Source organism: Vibrio sp. 3-2(1) (genome assembly GCF_963887575.1).
GTDB lineage: Bacteria > Pseudomonadota > Gammaproteobacteria > Enterobacterales > Vibrionaceae > Vibrio > Vibrio anguillarum.
The window spans coordinates 91988-110862 of the sequence record NZ_CAWPGB010000063.1 but is presented as its reverse complement, the minus strand read 5'-3'; the positions used below and the strand labels follow the sequence as shown (position 1 = coordinate 110862).

Here is an 18875-nt window from a genome sequence, read left to right as displayed (position 1 = left end):
TGACATTTTTATATTTTTTACAGCCATTACAAGCTAACACCAAAAATGTCGCATCAACACAAATTTGCTTCATTTTGTGAGCAATAAATTATTTAGTTTTACTAAAAAATCATTGTTGCATCCAAGATTCTAGTTCATCTCCAATTTGAGACGGGTTTCATTAAACTGTAAAAAAAGAGCCATCAATTACTCACTTAATCGCAGCCAGATTGTCATCTTCCCTCTCTAGCATAAGCACAAAGCATAAAATGCGAGGTTGCTATGCTCACGATAAGCCCTTTTAAATTACCGAGAAAAACGCCGTTTGGACTAGGCGAACACTTCACTGAGTGGGCGACAGGCCTAACTCGTTTAGATAAGTTTTATGCACAACGCCCACCCCATTGCGATACCGCAACATTTTTGCGTTTTACGTTAGAGGTATTGGGTATTGACTACCAAGTGGTGAAAGGATCATTAGCTCAAGTTCCCACTCAAGGCGCGACAGTCGTTGTTGCAAATCACCCACTTGGTTGTGTGGAAGGCGTTATTCTGGCTGAGATGCTGCTTTCAATTCGCTCAGACGTGCAGATATTAGCCAATCACTATTTAAAAACCGTACCAGAGTTAGATTCACTGTTCATTGGTGTGGATGTTTTTGAAGACAAAGCCGCGCAAAAAGCGAATATGCAAGCCTTGAGAGCCGCCAATAAACACCTTGCTCAAGGAGGGCTACTATTGATGTTTCCTGCGGGCGAAGTGTCACAATTGGTTGATAGTAAAACGCAGAAACTGGAAGACAAACAGTGGAGCCGTTCAGTCAGCCGACTGATACAAAAGCATCAAGCGACGGCGTTACCTGTGTTCATCAACGGGCAAAATTCGAAACGCTTTTACATGGCCGGAAAAATCCACCCGCTACTAAGAACGTTAATGTTGGGCCGTGAACTGCTCAATAAAAAGCATCAGCGTATCGAAATCGCCATTGGCGATGCGATCAATCATAAAGAAATCCAACATCTGTGTGATGAGACACTGGTCAGCTATTTAAGGCTAAACACCTACCTTTTAAGCCACATCAACCCAACCAAGCGCAATGAAACCAATGATGAGCCGTTACAATCCATTGCACAGCGGCTCCCCCTAAGCGCTTTGTTACACGATATTGAGCAGCTTTCTTTTTCTGATCATCTATTAAGGCATAACGAATTCGATGTGTATTGTACCAGCGCAGAAAACATCCCCTCGTTACTGCACGAAATAGGACGAGTGCGAGAGCACAATTTCAGGCTGGTAGGTGAAGGCACTGGCACCGAGCTCGATATCGATCAATACGATCGCAACTACCTGCATCTATTCATTTGGGATCGCGAAGCGCAGAAATTGGTCGGAGCTTACCGTTTAGGCTTAGTCGACCGTATTGTGCCGATAAGCGGTATTGCAGGTTTGTACTCACGAACGCTGTTTCAGTATGACCACCGCTTTCTCAATACCATAGGTAATGCAATTGAAATGGGGCGTTCAGTCGTCGACATTGAGTATCAAAAAAGTATGGCTCCGCTATTGCTGCTTTGGAAGGGAATCGCAACCTATGTGCACCGAAACCCGCACTATACGCACCTATTTGGCCCCGTAAGTATCAGCAATGATTACAGTGAAAGTGCGCGCCGTTTATTAGCCGATACAATGACGCAGCACTACTACAATAACCAACACGCCCATTTGGTAGAGGCAAGTAACCCACTCCCCAAGCAACAAGCTCCTTGGAATGCCAGTTTGCTGAGTGCATTGGCTGATTTACAGCTGCTTTCAAAAGTGATTGCCCGGTTGGATGAAGGGAAAAGCGTACCGGTGCTACTGCGTCAATACCTCGGTTTAAATGGCAAGTTAGTCAGTTTTAACGTAGACCCTGATTTTAATGATTCGTTAGATGGCTTGATTGTGGTCGATTTACGCAACGTTCCGGTGCGCAGCTTAAGCCGCTACATGGGCACTAAGGAAGCATACGAATACCTCACCCATCACACGCTTTAACTCTGTTGTTCGGGTTGTTTATACCTCCTCTTTTTAAGGGGAGGTATCCCTATAACACACTCCCCCAACCTAGCACTCCTTTTGAAGAAAACAGAGCTGAGTTTCGCATGTTGGATAGCACTATCAGGGGCGCTTTCAAATTAAAAATGGCATGCTCCCAACGCTCACAAAACTGATTCCCTCCCCCTAAAAGGGGGAGGAACAAAAGCGTTATGAGCATCTACTTTAAAAGCATTAAGTGGCAGAAGCGGATTTGTGCCGAGTCGCTTGTTTACATCACCTCGGCCAAGTGTTTGAGCAAAGAAAAACGATCAAACTTTATTGTCTTCCGACAATTGTCGCTGGACATTAAAGTTTGAAACTTTCCCCTAACACAAACCTTATCAATCGGTAACACGGCATAGAGAGAGGTAACAATAAAGATTGAAACTAAGTAAAACTTGCTAACGTAAAAAGCCAGAGTTATGACAATAAAGTTTAAAACTAAGTATAACCTACTACTACCAGTGCTTCGTTTGGTTCTATAGCTTGCTATCTATGCCATCATTCTTTTCCAGCAATACATTCTCAAGTCTATGCTCAACTAGAGAAATCGTTACCTAATGCCCCTCGTGCTTTGTAGCCTATGTAATAGGCTTTGCAAACAGACTCCGTAAACCCTTCTCTTAACCGGGCGACTCGTTTTCCAGCCATTGAAAGTGAGCTTCGGCTCACCGATGTTTTTAGCCAAGATAGTTTTGCCAAACTGAAAGTACTAAATTCTTCTAGCAAGGCTTGATAGTCCCCTTGTTGGAGTGTCGGTTTTGGTGCTATAGCGTGATAGTGAGATGCATGGTGTACCTGGCTTAGTTTTTCCATCAAATTGTTATAGCGTTTAATCCAACCAGGTAAGTGGACTAGTTTTGATGGGCTTTGTCTATACTCAATTCTTAAGGAGCCATCACTATTGTAAACACACAGATCGAGCCAATTTATATTTACAGTTATAGCTTCAGAAAAATTAAACAAGTAGTAATAATTTGTAGATTCAGCGTTTGGTACTTGCAACATGTGATATTTTGATTCAGATTCCTTTTGGTAAAAAGAGACTTTCTGTTTATTATTACTTTGCTTAATTTCTCTCTCGGTAAACGGTATAAGAGTAGCTTCTGTTAATTTTCGAGAGCCTGTACTACCTCGAACTAGAAGGTCACAGGCCTGTTCAATTAGAATATATTTTTTGCTCTCAAATTCGAAAATATCGCCACTACTCAAAGGAGAATGAATTCTGTTTATCGAGAAATCAAATATTTCATCTTTTCTTAAAGAAGAAAAATGGGTATTTGCAGGGATTATTTTATCTAGATATTTCTTGTATTTTTCTTCATTAAAAATCACTGCTTGTACAGATCGAAAATCAGCCAGCTTGTTAATTAAGGGGCTCGAAGTTTTGAAAAACTCACCAATGGACTTGTTTTGTTTAATTGAGAAAAGTCGATTTAGGAGTTCTATTTCAGATGCACCTTCTTTTAGAGAGCTTGAAAATATTGAATGGTCTATTTCATAGATGGAATTTTGGCTAAGATCATTTCTAAGCTCTTGTATTGATTTGACTAGCTCTTCAGATAAAGAACCAACCATTTCAGCGCTCAATTTTCTAAGGAATATTCGTTTGATAAACTCAGAAGCTTTAAAATCAAGACAAACGTCATCAGACTTTTCTTCAACAGAAATAATATCTTTTGATAATACGGAAAAATTATAAGTATCAAGGCTATTATTTAATTCTTTAATTATTTCATTACGCTTTGCTTCTTCCTCAAGACCGTGCTTTGCTTCACTGGTGAAAAGAACACAATATATGTCAGATAATTGAGTTTGATTTAATATCTCTTCTATTATTTCTTTACCAAATGTTTTACTTGCGCCTTCGTGCTCAAAGTTATAATCGATTAAAAATAAATTTCTTGAATTAGATTTTAACCAATTGGACTTTTTTTCATTCCATTCATATAGACTTAGCTTTTCAAGCTTTCCAATGGAGTACTGGTCGAAGATATCAATAAGGCCATTAAATTCCGTCGTCGTAAAGTCAGGCTTAGTCTGCCCTATATGGCTATAGTAGTCACTTATGACGTGGTCTTCTGTTGGTAGATTTTCTTTCCATATTTCAAATGGTTCTGATATATCAATATTGTTGTTAACAATGTGTTCGAAATTAGATATAGCTTCAGGGTTAGCCTGTGAAAAAACTTCTACACTAGATAAATAGTCATCAACAATACTATTGTTTTGAGGCGAAAATCGGTCATCCACCCAAATTACATTATCTAATTTAATAGCGTCGAAAACGCTTTGTTTAAATTGTTCAACAGCCATTACACCAACGCCTCAATTAAGTTAATTTCAAACTTATATCTTCTACCAAATTTGTTTCTTTCGTCTGATAACTTGATAGAGCACCCTCTTTCTTTTAGGAGAGTTTGTACAATATATAGCCCTAAGCCTTGACCATATTCTTTATCTGATGCGAACATATCAAATAAAACGTCTTCCAGTGCAGGTCTAACGCCTTTAGCGCTATCCCAAATTGTGATGATGCTATTATCGACAGAAATTGTTATTGAATGTTCGTCTTTAGGGTAGTGCGCTTTAAATACGGTTAACCAGTGCTCAGAGTTTCTCACAATGTTATCGATAATTTGGTATAGCTTACCTCGGTTGAACGATACTGATTTAGAGTTTTTGTTATCATCCAATTTTATTTCAAGCCCTTTACTTGAGAAGTAGCCCTCTCGTAATTCAAAATAGTCATAAACGAAATCAGAGATACTAATTTCTTCCATTACTTGTCGTTGAGCTTTTACTAGAGGGTTAAGTGATGAAATAGCTTTTGACAAAACTTGAGTGTCACCCCTAATACCGTTAAGTTCTTTAATCAATGGAACATCTTTAATACCTAAATCTTCTACTCGTTTTTTGGCTGCATTTAGGTGTAATCGCGTATTTCTGATCTGCTCATTGGCTTCGTGAGCCAATGTTTGTGCAGATAAACCAATCGCTACGTGATCATAAAAGTTCTTAATTTGATTCTCGTAGCTTTTAATTTCATCAATAACTTTTGTAGTCGAGTGAATATGGCTAGCTAAGTCATCAGTAAAGGCTTTGTACTGCTTTAAACTCGAATTTACTTCAGACTCTAAAGATGTCACCAGATCTTTAATGGACGCTAGTTTCTCCGCTAAGATAGGGTCACTAAACATATCTTTCTGGTTTTCATTTATCGCCTTATCAATCTCAGCGCGCTTTTCGGTAAATGTTTTCTGAATGCGTGAAGTAGATTTAGTCACCTTCGGCTGAAACTTTATACTCTTTTTGACAATATTATCGAGCTCAACAGTCGCTTGTTTTGCCGAGTAGCCTTTAGGCTTACCAGCATCTTCTAGAATCATTTCATCTAAGAACTTATGTGTACTTCTTCTACTGTCGTTTAAAAAATGGTTCACTGTCTCAATGAAGTGACGACAGAGAACATAAAAAGCACGATATTGAGGGTTATCTACAAAGCTTTCACGGTCAGATTTTTCGATTAAGTATTTATTATTGTACCAGCTTAGATTGACATACCCTGTAACATTACCAGGTCTTAGTGAGTATGCAGCAGAACCCGATGTCATATCTTTTGATAACCCAAGCCAGTCTTTTCCTCCGGAACCGACCTTAAATCCATCGCGATAAACGGAGATATCACCAGAAATCGCTTTTATAGTTTCTCGCATTTCTTGGAGAGAGATATCTTCGACATTGAGCGCTTCTTTCATTAATGAAAAGTTAAATAGCTTTGCTTCAAAAACACCTGGAAAGTTTTCCGAGATTAATGTTGTGCTCATCTCATCAAAGGAAGTTCTATGTTCAAAATTCAGGAAATATTTGTTTTCGGAGTGAGTAAACTCATAACCTTGCAAGCGAGGTTGTCTTTTTATGTAGTCTAGAAGTGCAATTCCATTGTCTGACAAGACATGATTATCGAAAGGAGCTCTTCGAGAGTCAGTCGTATTAGGTTTATAAGGCATAAGGTCTATCTTGCCTTTTACAACTGCCTCGGTTTCAGTGACTGCGAATTCAAATATACTGGACGCTTGTTCTAGTAGTTTATTCGAAACGATTTCTAATTCTTCGTTGACTCCATTACAGACATAAAATGTTTTGAAGTCTGAGATTTGACCGTGAGGGGACACCATAGAAGCTATCTTGTTCTTTATAGAGTTCGACTCTTGGCTTTCCCAGAAATCTATATTTCTAAGCCCAATCGCTTCAATGATGGTGCCACTTGAAGGTTTTGGTGAAAGTGGTTGTTCTTTAATATGAATAGTGTCAATTGTTTTACCGTGGGAGAAGTCATCCCAATCAAACGAAACGGCCATACCTGGTTGGTTAGCTTGATCATGCGTTGATATCCGGCATAGAGAGCCGAGTTGCATAGAGCCTAACCGACCTAGACCTTTGTCACCGACAAGAGTTCGGTCGTACTTTTTGGTCACAAGCCCTTGTTCTTTTGCTTTCTTTTTTTCTGAGTAACTCACTGTAAGCCAAGAGCGATCTATCCGGTTTCTGTTCATACCGTGACCATTATCTCTTACAGAAATTCGGCCTTTGTAAACCTTCTCCTCTCTTACTTCTTTACCATCGACTATTGTGACGTGTTCAATAGTTTCGGTATATTCAGTATCAACCTCTATATAGCAAAAACTCGCATCAGCATCGTGCGAGTTTTTAATAAGTTCGACTAGAGCTATATCTGGGCCACTGATCAGCTCAGCACCTAGTTGCTGAATGACATGGGCATCAATTTTAAGCTTTAGTGGGTCTGGTTTTTTTTCTTTTTCTGACGTTATTTCCATTTTATCTCCGCATAATCAGGACAGTTTCTTTGCCCATCGTTGTCGCGACTTTGTTTCTTGAAGGCATGCGCTTAGCTGGTATGTCTCTTTCTAGCTGGTAAACAAATTTGCAGCCAAAACTTTCAAGTACTTCACGCATAATCTTGTCTAATGGCACTTCTATGTTTGAGATTCTTCGATTGCCTAGTGTCCAAATCATATATGCATTATCACGCAATTCACCAACTGCATTTTCAAGAGCTAGAGAGAGATCATAAACAAAACTAATGAGTTTTTTCGTATTGTCTGGGTTCACTAGATGAATAGTATCAATACATTGGTTTAATGACGGGGACTTATCTTTAAGTACTTCATGCTTTTCTGCCGACTCTTTCAAAGAACCACCTAAGCTAGAGCTATCAATCGTGTTTTGTTGGCTCAGCAGCTGCGGTCGGGTGCTTTCATTGATGTCGTTCATATCTATCCACTGTAATGGTAAATATGAAAACTGACCGTATGTCACAGTAGTGGCGTTATCACCATATGGCGGAGAACTAATTAGCAGGTCGTATTTCGCTTTAGAACGCTTGCGAGCCTTTGCATCAACATTCTTGATGCTAACTTTACTTACACCTTTTGAACGGACTAAATGTTTGTTGTCGGCAAGCAGTTGCTTCTGAGCTTTGATGTTTTCGACACTTTTCAGAATATTGCGTTTGAAAATTTCTTCAGGCGAGCCAATCTTTTCAATCTGTTCTTCAGATTTAATATGAAGCTTGTACGTTGAGCTTCTGGAGTTACATGTAGAGCGAACCGTATTGCTAAGTGCTAGCCAGAAGATCTTGCGTGCCCATTTTGAAGGTTCGGCTTTAATTGCCAAATAGATCGTACTCAGTTCAATTTGAACATTCGGTAAGAACCATTTATCAATACCTGTGAAATTTACGGCAACTTCATCTGCTTTGTTTGTTTCGATAGTGAAAAGAAGGTTAGCTACTTTCTCTTGAAGTTTTGCGATGTATAGAGGGCCACTTTTAACTTCACAAGCAAGGATTGCAAGAGGGTTAATATCATGGCCCACAAAGTCGAGCCCACGCATCATTGCTTCACCCAGTGTGGTTCCGGAACCTACGAACGGGTCAAATACAGTTTGAATATCCTTATCTTCACTGCGAATCGCATCAATAAGCTCGCCCTGCATTTGAGGAACCATCATAGCTGGGTATTGAATTAAAGCATGACAATGCTGACGGCTAGAGCGCCCTTTGAAAGACCAGTAAGAATCGTCAGCTAATGAGTAAGCCTTGATTTTATTGATAATTGTTTTGTCATGTATAGTTAAAGGCATTTAGAACGGGCTCAAATTAAGTGAATGATAAAGATTCTAATCTATCTACATCGTTATTATGTAAGCTATTTTATCACCATTAATGCATAGGCACCAGGAAGAACAATTTTTTGATCTTCGATTACAATTTTGAGGCAATTCTTCCTGCCCAGTCTAAGATTGATTCTATCGGAATTCCTGTTGGATGACCTTCTATTGATTTAGGATGAGAAATACCAATATGCTTTTTGAAGCCAAACATGGCATCCATTTCTTGAGTAGGCCACCCCAGAGACTTTGTCACTACGCCTTTTTTGATTCGAGAAAACTGTTCTTTCCAGTTGCGTGTATCAATCTGCCGCACGCATTTGGTAGAGATCCATTTATTTAGCCCTGTTACATCAATTTCAAACAAATAATTCACATGGCCATTTCGCTCCACGATAACACAACGAATCGTTCTCTTTGCACCAGAGTCAATCAGGTGGCATTTACTACGCCCAACCTGATCAAGCTCGTGAGTGTAAGAATCAATGATTGTGCAGGCGTATTTTTCCTCTAGCATTTGCACCATCATGTTAAAGGCCGTAAAGCGAGAGGCATACTCCTCTGACCTATCAGTACAATCTTGCATACCTCCGCCCATGTCTGCCGAAGGTATCTCACCATTACTGTTAGGCTCATTGGTACTGACCTTATCACCAGCTTTCTTAGCTGCATCTTTGCTTCTATCTAGCCGATGACTCATTTTTGACGTTGTTGCTTTCGACGTTGAAAAACGATTTTTAAACCTTACTGAGCAGGTATTTTCTCCCAGCAAGAATGCTTGGTTCGCATCGGAAGCTTCTCTGTCGTCATCGATAATATGATCTTCTGGTCGCTCGTACGGCTCAGGACCTTCTCCACCAATGGTTGGCTTTTTACCTTCATCTGGGTGGGTGAAAGACGGGTTATAGAAGTAGACCCTAGACGGCATTTGAGCATTAATTTCAATATCCGTTATCTTTTCAACTAGAAAGTAGCGGCCACTTGCATCAAGCCTGCCTTCGTATTCGAAAGACCATCCAGCCATTTGAGGAGGGTCGAAATGAAATAGCCAGCGCTTAAACCCCGCATATACATCACGGTCTTTCTCTACGTTGAAGTATCTAAAAATCGATTCAAATGAACGCTTTGCATTGCTATCAATAAGTAACCAACTCAACATTGCTCTTGTTGCTGAATCATTGAATGCCGAAGGAGGGAAATTTGACGTTTGCAAAACTTCGATATTGGCATAATCCTCCTTGGTGTTAACTTCGACCTTGAAGTCTGTAAGCAAACGAGAAGACATTAGTGACGCTCGCGATAAATAAGAGCTGGCATAAAATAGAACCCTTGCCAACTCTAGCTGAGGAATAATCAGTTTAGGGGAAGATACTCGATCTAATACAAATGCATATTGCTCTGACTCTTTCTTTTTTAAAGACTCTGCTGACTCTGAGTCGGGAAACTCGCTCAAAGTACTGTTCCGAAAGAACTCATTACTTCTAAATGTATGACGTCCTCGTTTGGCGTAGCTTTCTGATAACCCTCTTTCATTAATTATTTTTCCTCGGTACAAAGCTGGGACGTTAGAAAATGCGGTCGCATGAAAGTTATTTTTCTTCTGAGGTGGATAACACCAAACTTCAATTAAAGGCCGGTAAGACTTATCATTTGTTCGTACTAATATTTTACCTGTATGGACTATACGTACATCATCATCACACTTGTAAAATGTGGCTCCCATAAAATTCCCTTATTTGATGTTTGATCCTGTAGCTACCCAGTCGAGCAAGTCGTCGACGATCGGTAGTATTCTTTCTTTAGGAAGTCTTGCTGAACGCATCAATTGCCAGCGACTCATTCCTGCTCCTGTTTGTGACTTTGTGATTGCAGTCATGGCTAGCCGACGAGCTTGATACTCAAAAATACTCTCTTGATAGCGGTTTAAAGCGAAAGATAACAAGGGTAATAAGTTCAGTTTTTTGCTCACCGATCCGTAATCATCTAGCTGCTTAAGTAAGAAATTTTTGCTCCTTCTAGGACCGTCAATAACAGTATCGAATAGTTCGACAACCTTAATAAGCTGCTTGGTGAATGATAGGTCTCTTGCTTTCCAGTCCACTTTTTTCTGTCTTACAACCGATTGCGATTGATGGCCTCGATTAAAAGCCAATAACCAATCTCTATCATTTCGGTACAGCCAAGCATACAGTGCACCACCACCTGGGAGTTTGCGTGCTTTCTTAATCGGGGTCTTGCCTATTAAGTTACGCCACAGCTTACGTTTTTCTTCACTTGTATTTGGCACAAGGTGAGCATTGTTCCTCGGGAGAGATACCGTCACTTTCTCTTTTGATTTTACTTCTTTTATGATTTCACTAGCCGACATTTCAGGAATAAAAGCAGACCAAACCGTCAAGTGCTGTAGATAGCTAAAAGCTTTACGATGGCGGCGAAATATCGCGCGAAGCCAGCTGGTCTCTCTATCAAAATTGATGGTTAGCTCAGGGGTAACGATCTTACTTACAACTAAGTCTGCAATCTTATCGTGAGCAGCCTGTTTAGAACCTTTCCTGCACCCAAAGTCGTGCGCTAGATGATTGTAAAAAAGGCTCCATTGATGCTGAGTCGGGGCGTCTTGGGCTGGTAAACACATTACCTCTTGAGCTTTGCTAGCTAAGTAAGCAAACCGCTGCGCTGTTATATTCTGGTCGTTACATAAAAAGGGCTGGCATTGTACTCGGTCACATACATGGTACGTGTGCCTACTATCATGGTATGAGGTTGTTGATTGGCTCAGAAGCCCATGCTCAGGGCAGTACGGTAAGGATGGTAAAAACCACAATCTCGACCAATAACTTTCCCCATATTTTTGCTTTTGTTCCGCAACACAAGCAGGGCAAACACGAAAGTTGTCCGAAGCTTTTACAATAGAAGCAGGGGCTCCTAGCATTAGATGAACAGAGCCCTTAGCGCAATGTTCCATTCGCTCCATCGCTCTAATCCTAATGCTTTCATCAACAAAAGGAGCGTAAATCGGGAACATTGTATGTTCATAAATAAGCTGTTGGACGTCAAATCGTCCCGTGCTAATTAGCTGCTCTGATATCGAAGACAAATGACTAGGCAGGTCAATTGTCGCAATCACTTTTCTGTCACCATACACTTCATCTAGTAGCTGTTTAGAGCTTGTTATCGCACTGCGAATTCCAGCTCTAGCCACCAAGCTATAGATTAATTCATCTGGGTAAGGGACAGGGAAGCAGTGCAATATTAAACCGCCTTTTCTAACAGTGACTGAATGTCTAGAATCAGACCCGACTTTGACATTGCGGTGTACACTTCTCTATCAGAATCAGATTCAGAGTGAACAAACCTCAAATCCTCACTATCAAGGGTATGCCATTGCGTCTGTTTAATTGAGGATGCCCTCTTGCCCTTACTTGGCTTAGCCTCTTTTTTAGATTGTAACTGTTCAGGGTTAGTGAGTTGCTCATGTACCAGTGGCAGTAAGCTGACCCATGTCAAATCTGGATTTAGATCAAACAGCTGTCGTATTACAGGAGCTAAAAGCGTTGAGTCAAACTCATCTTTTAGGGCCATATATACACGTCGCTCTTCATCGGTTCTGAGCTGTTGATATGCAAACTCCTCTGGTGTCTGCTTAACAGTTGTTGCTACCAGTTTTTGTAACTCAAGCAACCTTTTATCAGTGTTGCTTAGTTTAAGATCTGAAAACTTAATCATTTCTTCAACATCACCCGAGCGAAGCGCTGCTAGCATTGGATGAACAGGTTTTAATTCATCCTCATAAACCTGTTGCATTAATTTAGGCGTGATCCTTTCTACTTTTGTCGCTATTGCTCTCAACTGACACAAGACATATAGCTTAACCACAATATCTAGAACACCTTGGCTCAGGTCATACCATAGAGAACGAATGTCATCCGATAGCACCTCATCACGTTTTTGTAGCCATTGAAGAGTCCATAACTTATCCGTGAGCGCTTTCCATTCTCTTCCTTCTTCCATTGGATCCCAAAAAATCGCTCCAAGACCAGAGCCTCGCCTTGCAGATCTCATATCAGCCTCAAATATCTCGCGAGCTCGTGGTGTTCCGACCAAAATCACAGGAAGACCAATGGTATTTACTAATGTCACAAAGAAATTGAGCATTTTCTCAGAACCACCAGAGCGAGAACGACTAAGGTGCTGTATTTCATCAATAATAAGAACACCTACTGCGTGAGTATTTGCAACTTGAGCCATAGCGGCCATAAGTGTTTCAATACTCAGCCTTTTGCTCATCGAGTATTGTGTTTCGTAGTTGGATGTTCCTAATGCTCTATCCATCGCACGAAAAAAGTTCAAGCACAGCTCTTTAAGTGAGCCATCATGGGAGCAGTCAATTTTTAGATAAACGACTTGCTCAAGGTTTCTGTCAGGGTGGTAAATAACTTGAGGGTATAACGACAAAAGCTGCTTGATCGCTGTTGTTTTGCCATTTCCACTACATCCAATCAATGTCATGCTTTGTGCTGTAGAACTAACTTCCGTGAACTTTATCGCCTTCAAATCACCGGTTAAAACACGCTCGTAACCATTTTGTATATGCCTTGCCCAATCTCCTGTTTCAGGGTTTCTTCCAACATAACCACGCCGTATCATCAATGACAGTCGTTCGTGCAACTGTATGTGTTGACTGAGGGGCTGGAAAAAATCATCAATAACACGACAAATACTATGCGCTCTTTCAATGCCATTTCGATGGATATCTTCTGCGGTACACCTTAACGAGCCCTTTAGAGCAATCGAGTCGTCCAGGAAACTATTTATCGGTGGTAATGCCTCTATCAGCGGGTTATTTCGATAAGCTGAGAGTGTTGCTCTTTGATAGACGGCAACTACACGATGATCTTGGTTTTTCTTCATCAGTTATCATCCTCATCATCAAATAGCTCCGGTATGAAGTCAGGCAGTTGATAACTTTCGTCCTCTCCGTTTATAGGTATCACCGACGCAACTTCTTCTTGTTTAGCCCTAGTTGGTTGTATTGCTAGTTCCTTTCTCTCTTGCTCTCGCGCATTCCGTTTATTTTCTTTAATCTCATTTATCTTTTGTGCGTTGCTCAATGAACTGGTTTTACGATTCTTTTTAGCCTTCTTCAGTTTCTTTTCAAGAAGATCATCAAAATCTCGTTCTACTGGTGCAAATTGATAGTTAGCTTCAGCCAAAGTCTGTTTTTGAGCCGCTTGACGTTCCCATACTTGATACCAAGTTAGATCACGGAACTCTCTACTTCGACTTGAAAGATCACAAACCCAAAATGTATTTTTCCCTTCTTCAGGAAACAAATATATGTGATTAGCAGAACCAAGCTCATAAGCTGTAAATAGTTTTTTGGGTCTCGAAACTTCCGAAGAGCGGTGCATCCAACCTGTCTGAATAATTTCTTTTCCTGTGTAGGTTAATCCCCATAACTTTACGCCTAACTCGGATACGGTGACTTTTTGACGCGGTAACAGCAGTATCTTTGCAATATCCGCATCGATGGCTCTTAAACGCCCAGTACGATGCTGTAGTCCCCACCTCCAAAGCTCAATAGGGATTGATGGAAGGCTTTCTGGCATATCAGGAGCACGATCGTACTTTTCTAATGGTTTGTTTAAGTTATGAGCAAGTATTGAATAGAGCAGTATTTCAATAAAGTCTGATCTCGCCACAGCAGCTTCAACTCTATAATCTTTTTCACCGTGCTTCTTAACCTTGTTACCTGTTACGACACCTGGCATATAGGGCTTGAACTTAGCCTGTAATGTGCCAAATGATCTCTCGACAATTCCTTTAGCATCGCCTCTTCGAGGTGGAGCACTTTCAAGTCGAACGTCAATAGCATCAACCAAATAATTTGCTTGGTGGCTCATCAATTCACCGCGATCAGCCAGCAACACATCGGGAATACCTATGCATGGCCACTGTACTTCTGAAATATCGATACCATATTTTGCGCAGGTTTCTACTTTGCTATCAAAGCTGCATATCAGTGCCTTCATTGCGACGGGGAAAGATGGATTATCGAAACCAATATAAAAACCTGCAACCATACGACTAAAAACATCAATGACCATATAAATCGTCGGCCGACCGATAACTTTGTCTGCATCGTCATCATCTACTAAGTAAATATCTGCAATGGTGGCATCAATTTCGTATCGACTGCCTGGGCCTAACGCTTGCTCGGTAGCAGTTCCATGTAGTGGCCTAACATCTTTATTATAATTGCCTTGAGGTGTTTGAACGATAAGCTTTGTGACCTTGCTATACTCGGTTTTGTAGAAATACCTAAATTGGCGGAGTGTTGGAATTTCATGCTCTTCAACACCTGGGTTCTTTAGCTTATATGCTTTTGAAAACTTCCTATGTGCATAAGCAACGGAGTTCCCTTTATCATTCATCAAATATTTATCACAAATAATTCGGAACTGTTTTCTGATTTCTTCAGTGACTTGTTTACCATCACCGACACCGTAAACTCTAGACTTACCAGCTTTATTTGTTGTGAAGTTTCTTCTCTTTCCGGCAGCGCCTGAGTTTTTGTAATCTGGTATTAGGGCATTTTTTATTTGTCCACGCTGCCAAAACCTCCGAACTAAACGATAGATGGTCGATTTGGTTTTATTTGAATTGGCAACCACATTACTAACCCTTTTTGCTCGAACCCTTTTGTCAAACGCTCCTTCACCATCTACGATAGGCTTAATCAAATCAAAGTCGTTCTGCCTTTTCTGATATGCATTTGACTCTTTGGTCCAAGACTCTCCTTGAAGGTATGAATAAGGGTCAGGAATTTTTTCTATACGCCCTTCATCGACCCAGTTGCGGCATTCATCAAAATAGACTCTTTCCGGTAAACCTTTATCCTCATCAATAGAAATCCAATAGAAGTAACTTGTCTCGGTAAAAAGCACGCGGTAAGCCTTACCGTCAAACGCTAGAGTTTCGTTAACTGGCCACATTACGATGCCCCCTGAACAAAGATTCGCTTCTAAACGCAATTTCTTTCGCTTTCAAACTATGAAATGGTAAACGAATATCGAACGTTATAAGCCTTGCTGCACACATTAAACGAATATCATAAAGCGACTGACCAAGATCTTGCTGGTATGCCATGTCATACTCTTTACACAGATCAACGACTTTTCTTTCTGGGTGTTGAACAAAATAAGCACTGATATGCTCAAAAGTAAGCGATAGCTCATCCGTTATTACTTCATCAAAGTAGCCCTTAACCCCGTATAACCACTCAATATTAGATACGACTGTTTTGTCTATCTCTTTATCTGTGACGAGGAACCAGGGGATTTTTTTTAGCCGCCAATAACGGCGTTCTATTTCAAGCTTTTCAATGGTTCTTGGGTCTTTTAAATCTTTGGAGTACTTTGCTTGAATAGCAAACTTGGGCTGAGTTTTAGAAGCGGTGTTAACCAAAAAATCTGAGGACATGACAAGGTTTACCCCTCCTTGAGAAGGGTGCCAAAGCTGACCTTCCTTGGAAATATTGAGAGTGTCATCCCTGTTGAGTGGAAACTGCTCACGAATATCTGTTACGGCAGGGTTATGGTCTAGAAGGAGAAAGACTGCGAACTCAAGGTCCGATAATACATGATGAATCCGGCCCGTTAGGTGGGAGTAGACTCTCTGAGATCGTCCTTCTGAAGGGACCTCATTAACATACAGCCACGGCTTATAGTCAGAAAGCCTTCCTGCACCTCTGCCTTCATTTATCCGCTTGATGATTTGCTTTTCAGTTAAAACGTACTTTGATTTTGCCATAACAAAAACCCGGTCAACTTTTGATCAGTTTAACCGGGTTTGAAAAGTTTTCAACTTTAGTGGTATAGTTGCAAACTTTAGTGTCATAGTTGCAAACTTTAATGTCTACCGACAACAATATGTAGAAGAGGAATAAAGTCTCATACTAAAAACCCTCTTAATTCCCAGAACACAAGGGGCCAAATCTTAGGATAAAAAATAAAGTATCATACTAAATTCACTACCTCATCTATCAATCTCAAAATTCAAAGTAATAAAGTTTCATACTAGAAACCACACATCTAAATCAATGTATTCCATAACCTACAGACTTGCTGGAATTAGCCTAGAATCGAGGTGATTTTATCTACAATAGATGTCATAATTCACTGTATAAAAATCCATGTAAGTAGCAAAGATGACACATCAAAAGCCTGAACAAAATAACTTTAAAGAACTAGATGTATCTAACTTAGATGCAATAACATGGTTAAAAACCATTGAATCAAATTCGGTGGATCTTGTCATCACAGACCCTCCATATGAATCTCTCGAGAAGCATAGAAAGATTGGAACTACAACTCGCCTTAAGAACAGTAAATCTTCGAGTAATCAATGGTTTGAGATTTTTCCAAATAAACGATTTGAAGAACTTATCTCTGAAATATATCGTATAATGAAAAAAAACAGCCATTTTTATTTGTTCTGTGATCAAGAAACTATGTTTGTTATAAAACCTATTGCCGAAAGCCAGGGGTTTAAATTTTGGAAGCCTATAGTGTGGGACAAAGTATCAATTGGTATGGGATATCATTATAGAGCAAGATATGAATTCATTCTTTTTTTTGAGAAAGGGAAACGTAAGCTAAATAATTTATCTATTCCAGATATCCTTGTAGAGAAAAGAGTCTGGAAAGGATATCCGACAGAGAAACCAGTAAACTTGGCTAAGATTTTAATAGAGCAGAGTTCAAACGAACATGACGTAGTAATTGATCCATTTTGTGGTTCGGGATTTGTTGGTCAAGCCTCTGAACTACTAAATCGCAACTTCAGAGGCAATGATTTAAATATTGAAGCAGTAGAATTAACAAAGGCTAGAATAAACGGTATTAGGCAAACTCTTTGAATTTCCGAACCCAAGATTTCAAGGTCTGAGCTCTGCGGCGACTTGTGTTATCACTTAAACCGTTGCAGTTTTCGATCAGAAACTCTGTAGCGGAATCCTCTTGAATATCAAGCATAGAGTTAACACCCTGTTTGAGCATCCATATGTGTCCACAATCAGATTCTTCAAATTGCCGCTGAATTATCTTCACCCATTCTTCATTATTTTCTGATACAGCAACTTTCATCCCTAACGGAGTTAACGACGAATAATCATGAACCAAGGACAGTAATTTACATGCATCTCTATAATAACTTACCTGTCTCGGATCAACCCCTAACTCCTTCGCGGTAACTACTCGATTCCTATCAACAATGCTTAGATACAATTTAATTCTATCCAAATTATCTGCTTGAGGTACCATTGTGCTGTCGAGATAGGAACCTAGTTTATCATTGATATCTGGAAGAAGTTGTTCAACATAATTAGACTCTAGACCCAATATTGTTTGAGTAGAATCTTCGTCTATTAACTGAATTTCAATATCGTTAGAACCAATCAAATCGAATAGTTTCCGAACTATCCTTAAATCAATTTCTTGAGCTTCTAAACTAGACAAAAAATCCTCATGAGACGACACCTTAGAAAGCAGTGCGTAGCCTTTAGTTCTAAAGTCATTTTCATCTTTTGTTGTTGTTTTAACTCGATAGACAAAAGAACCTTCAACTGCATCTCTTGGATAGAAAGAAACTGATATCTCATGTTTTTTTAGATAATGGCGGCAAAATTCTCCAAAAACTTCAGAAACTTGGTTCAAGGTTTCGGAAATGATGTCTTTATGCGATTTTTTGGCAATTCTAATACGATGAGAGTGTTTTCTCTTACCATCGTAATTGATATTTTCCCTAATAAAAATATTATCTTGAGGCATTTTATATGGGAGTTTTTTGGCTATTACAAAATCTTCAGATACAATCCCAGTATCGACATCAATCTTTATCAAAAGAACTTTTGCTGATGCCGACGGCTTGAGCATATGAACGATTGGTATATCTTTTTGTTCAAGTCGGTTAACTTTTTCTTGAGAAGCAGGCACGACAATCCAACGATCATGCTGTTCGTCACAGCCTAAGCTGTAGCAAAAAAACAACTGATCGTATTCATTTAATGCTGTAAAAATCAGGGGCTCATCATAATAGCTATATACATTATGATAATATAACGAACCACATCTACTGCTTGTTAAAAACAGCAAATCATCTTTAGCACTCATACCACTTTAAAACCTTTAGGATATACCCCTTCGTAAAACCACATTGAGACATGGTGACCTCTTGGCTCACCTTTACCATGCTCAGGCTTAACCAGACCAGTAGCTATTAGCTGCCCTGAAAATCTTTCAGGATTGCCATCGACCAAGTCCTTAATACTATCATGGGTATCGAAAAACGATGTCCCATAGAAGCCAGGCTTTTTCTTGATAGCAGTTTTTTTTGCCAAATGACGCTGCTTAGGATCTTTATAACTAGCTAAAAAGTCATCAGCGTCTGGGGTGTCTTTATACACTAATCTATATAAACTAGCATCTATCTCGACAGCACCGTCGGGCGGTACGAGAATGTCTGCTGGATAGTCCTGAGACCACTTTCTATCATCCATAATATCTAATCATACTGCATATTGAAGTTTGAGCATAGTTTAAACAACACAAGTTGCATACTCAATCGAT

The 18875-nt window shown here is 39.9% G+C and carries 12 protein-coding genes; 2 read left to right on the top strand and 10 right to left on the bottom strand.

The window, feature by feature from the left end; genetic code table 11:
- Nucleotides 1-261: 261 nt before the first annotated feature.
- On the top strand, nt 262-2013 hold the full coding sequence (locus AACQ79_RS16075) for a lysophospholipid acyltransferase family protein (RefSeq protein ID WP_094164808.1): 1752 nt from the start codon (nt 262-264) through the stop codon (nt 2011-2013).
- Between the two features lie 579 nt (nt 2014-2592).
- Here AACQ79_RS16075 and AACQ79_RS16070 read toward each other — a convergent pair.
- The 8 genes from AACQ79_RS16070 to AACQ79_RS16035 form a co-directional block, all read right to left on the bottom strand.
- Nucleotides 2593-4371, bottom strand: coding sequence for a hypothetical protein (locus tag AACQ79_RS16070; protein WP_170899387.1), 1779 nt, complete (start codon nt 4369-4371; stop codon nt 2593-2595).
- A complete protein-coding gene (locus AACQ79_RS16065; RefSeq protein WP_170899386.1) occupies nt 4371-6893 on the bottom strand; it encodes a sensor histidine kinase in 2523 nt (840 codons plus the stop codon). The genes AACQ79_RS16070 and AACQ79_RS16065 overlap by 1 nt, the downstream gene beginning before the upstream one ends.
- 1 nt (nt 6894) lies before the next feature.
- A complete protein-coding gene (locus AACQ79_RS16060; RefSeq protein ID WP_170899385.1) occupies nt 6895-8220 on the bottom strand; it encodes a site-specific DNA-methyltransferase in 1326 nt (441 codons plus the stop codon).
- A 121-nt stretch (nt 8221-8341) separates the two neighbouring features.
- Entirely contained in the window at nt 8342-9970 is a 1629-nt protein-coding gene (locus tag AACQ79_RS16055) for a Tn7-like element transposition protein TnsE (RefSeq protein ID WP_170899384.1), read from the bottom strand.
- A gap of 9 nt (nt 9971-9979) precedes the next feature.
- Nucleotides 9980-11497 (bottom strand): TnsD family Tn7-like transposition protein, encoded by a 1518-nt coding sequence (locus AACQ79_RS16050; protein ID WP_170899383.1) that lies wholly within the window; start codon nt 11495-11497, stop codon nt 9980-9982.
- 2 nt (nt 11498-11499) lie between these two features.
- Nucleotides 11500-13158, bottom strand: a complete 1659-nt coding sequence (locus tag AACQ79_RS16045; protein WP_170899382.1) for an AAA family ATPase — start codon at nt 13156-13158, stop codon at nt 11500-11502.
- A complete protein-coding gene (locus AACQ79_RS16040) occupies nt 13158-15242 on the bottom strand; it encodes a DDE-type integrase/transposase/recombinase (protein WP_170899381.1) in 2085 nt (694 codons plus the stop codon). Before AACQ79_RS16040 ends, AACQ79_RS16045 begins: the two co-directional genes overlap by 1 nt.
- Nucleotides 15229-16059 (bottom strand): TnsA endonuclease N-terminal domain-containing protein, encoded by an 831-nt coding sequence (locus AACQ79_RS16035; RefSeq protein WP_170899380.1) that lies wholly within the window; start codon nt 16057-16059, stop codon nt 15229-15231. Before AACQ79_RS16035 ends, AACQ79_RS16040 begins: the two co-directional genes overlap by 14 nt.
- Nucleotides 16060-16456: 397 nt before the next feature.
- Here AACQ79_RS16035 and AACQ79_RS16030 point away from each other — a divergent pair, with 397 nt between their 5' ends.
- Complete coding sequence (locus tag AACQ79_RS16030; RefSeq protein ID WP_170899379.1) at nt 16457-17167, top strand: DNA-methyltransferase; 711 nt, start codon at nt 16457-16459, stop codon at nt 17165-17167.
- On the opposite strand, the gene AACQ79_RS16025 is transcribed toward AACQ79_RS16030, so the two are convergent.
- Together AACQ79_RS16025 and AACQ79_RS16020 are read right to left on the bottom strand one after the other, a co-directional pair.
- On the bottom strand, nt 17151-18419 hold the full coding sequence (locus tag AACQ79_RS16025; protein WP_170899378.1) for a DUF6575 domain-containing protein: 1269 nt from the start codon (nt 18417-18419) through the stop codon (nt 17151-17153). The genes AACQ79_RS16030 and AACQ79_RS16025 overlap by 17 nt on opposite strands.
- Nucleotides 18416-18805: a hypothetical protein gene (locus AACQ79_RS16020; RefSeq protein WP_234910693.1), complete on the bottom strand. Its 390-nt coding sequence runs from the start codon at nt 18803-18805 to the stop codon at nt 18416-18418. Before AACQ79_RS16020 ends, AACQ79_RS16025 begins: the two co-directional genes overlap by 4 nt.
- Nucleotides 18806-18875 lie beyond the last annotated feature (70 nt).

Excerpts from the sequence above, each read along its gene's own strand:
- AACQ79_RS16065 (WP_170899386.1), bottom strand. The coding sequence starts at position 6,893 with ATGGAAATAACGTCAGAAAAAGAAAAAAAACCAGACCCACTAAAGCTT.
- AACQ79_RS16025 (WP_170899378.1), bottom strand. The coding sequence starts at position 18,419 with ATGAGTGCTAAAGATGATTTGCTGTTTTTAACAAGCAGTAGATGTGGT.
- AACQ79_RS16030 (WP_170899379.1), top strand. The coding sequence starts at position 16,457 with ATGACACATCAAAAGCCTGAACAAAATAACTTTAAAGAACTAGATGTA.
- AACQ79_RS16075 (WP_094164808.1), top strand. The coding sequence starts at position 262 with ATGCTCACGATAAGCCCTTTTAAATTACCGAGAAAAACGCCGTTTGGA.
- AACQ79_RS16055 (WP_170899384.1), bottom strand. The coding sequence starts at position 9,970 with ATGGGAGCCACATTTTACAAGTGTGATGATGATGTACGTATAGTCCAT.
- AACQ79_RS16060 (WP_170899385.1), bottom strand. The coding sequence starts at position 8,220 with ATGCCTTTAACTATACATGACAAAACAATTATCAATAAAATCAAGGCT.
- AACQ79_RS16020 (WP_234910693.1), bottom strand. The coding sequence starts at position 18,805 with ATGGATGATAGAAAGTGGTCTCAGGACTATCCAGCAGACATTCTCGTA.
- AACQ79_RS16040 (WP_170899381.1), bottom strand. The coding sequence starts at position 15,242 with ATGTGGCCAGTTAACGAAACTCTAGCGTTTGACGGTAAGGCTTACCGC.
- AACQ79_RS16035 (WP_170899380.1), bottom strand. The coding sequence starts at position 16,059 with ATGGCAAAATCAAAGTACGTTTTAACTGAAAAGCAAATCATCAAGCGG.
- AACQ79_RS16045 (WP_170899382.1), bottom strand. The coding sequence starts at position 13,158 with ATGAAGAAAAACCAAGATCATCGTGTAGTTGCCGTCTATCAAAGAGCA.
- AACQ79_RS16070 (WP_170899387.1), bottom strand. The coding sequence starts at position 4,371 with ATGGCTGTTGAACAATTTAAACAAAGCGTTTTCGACGCTATTAAATTA.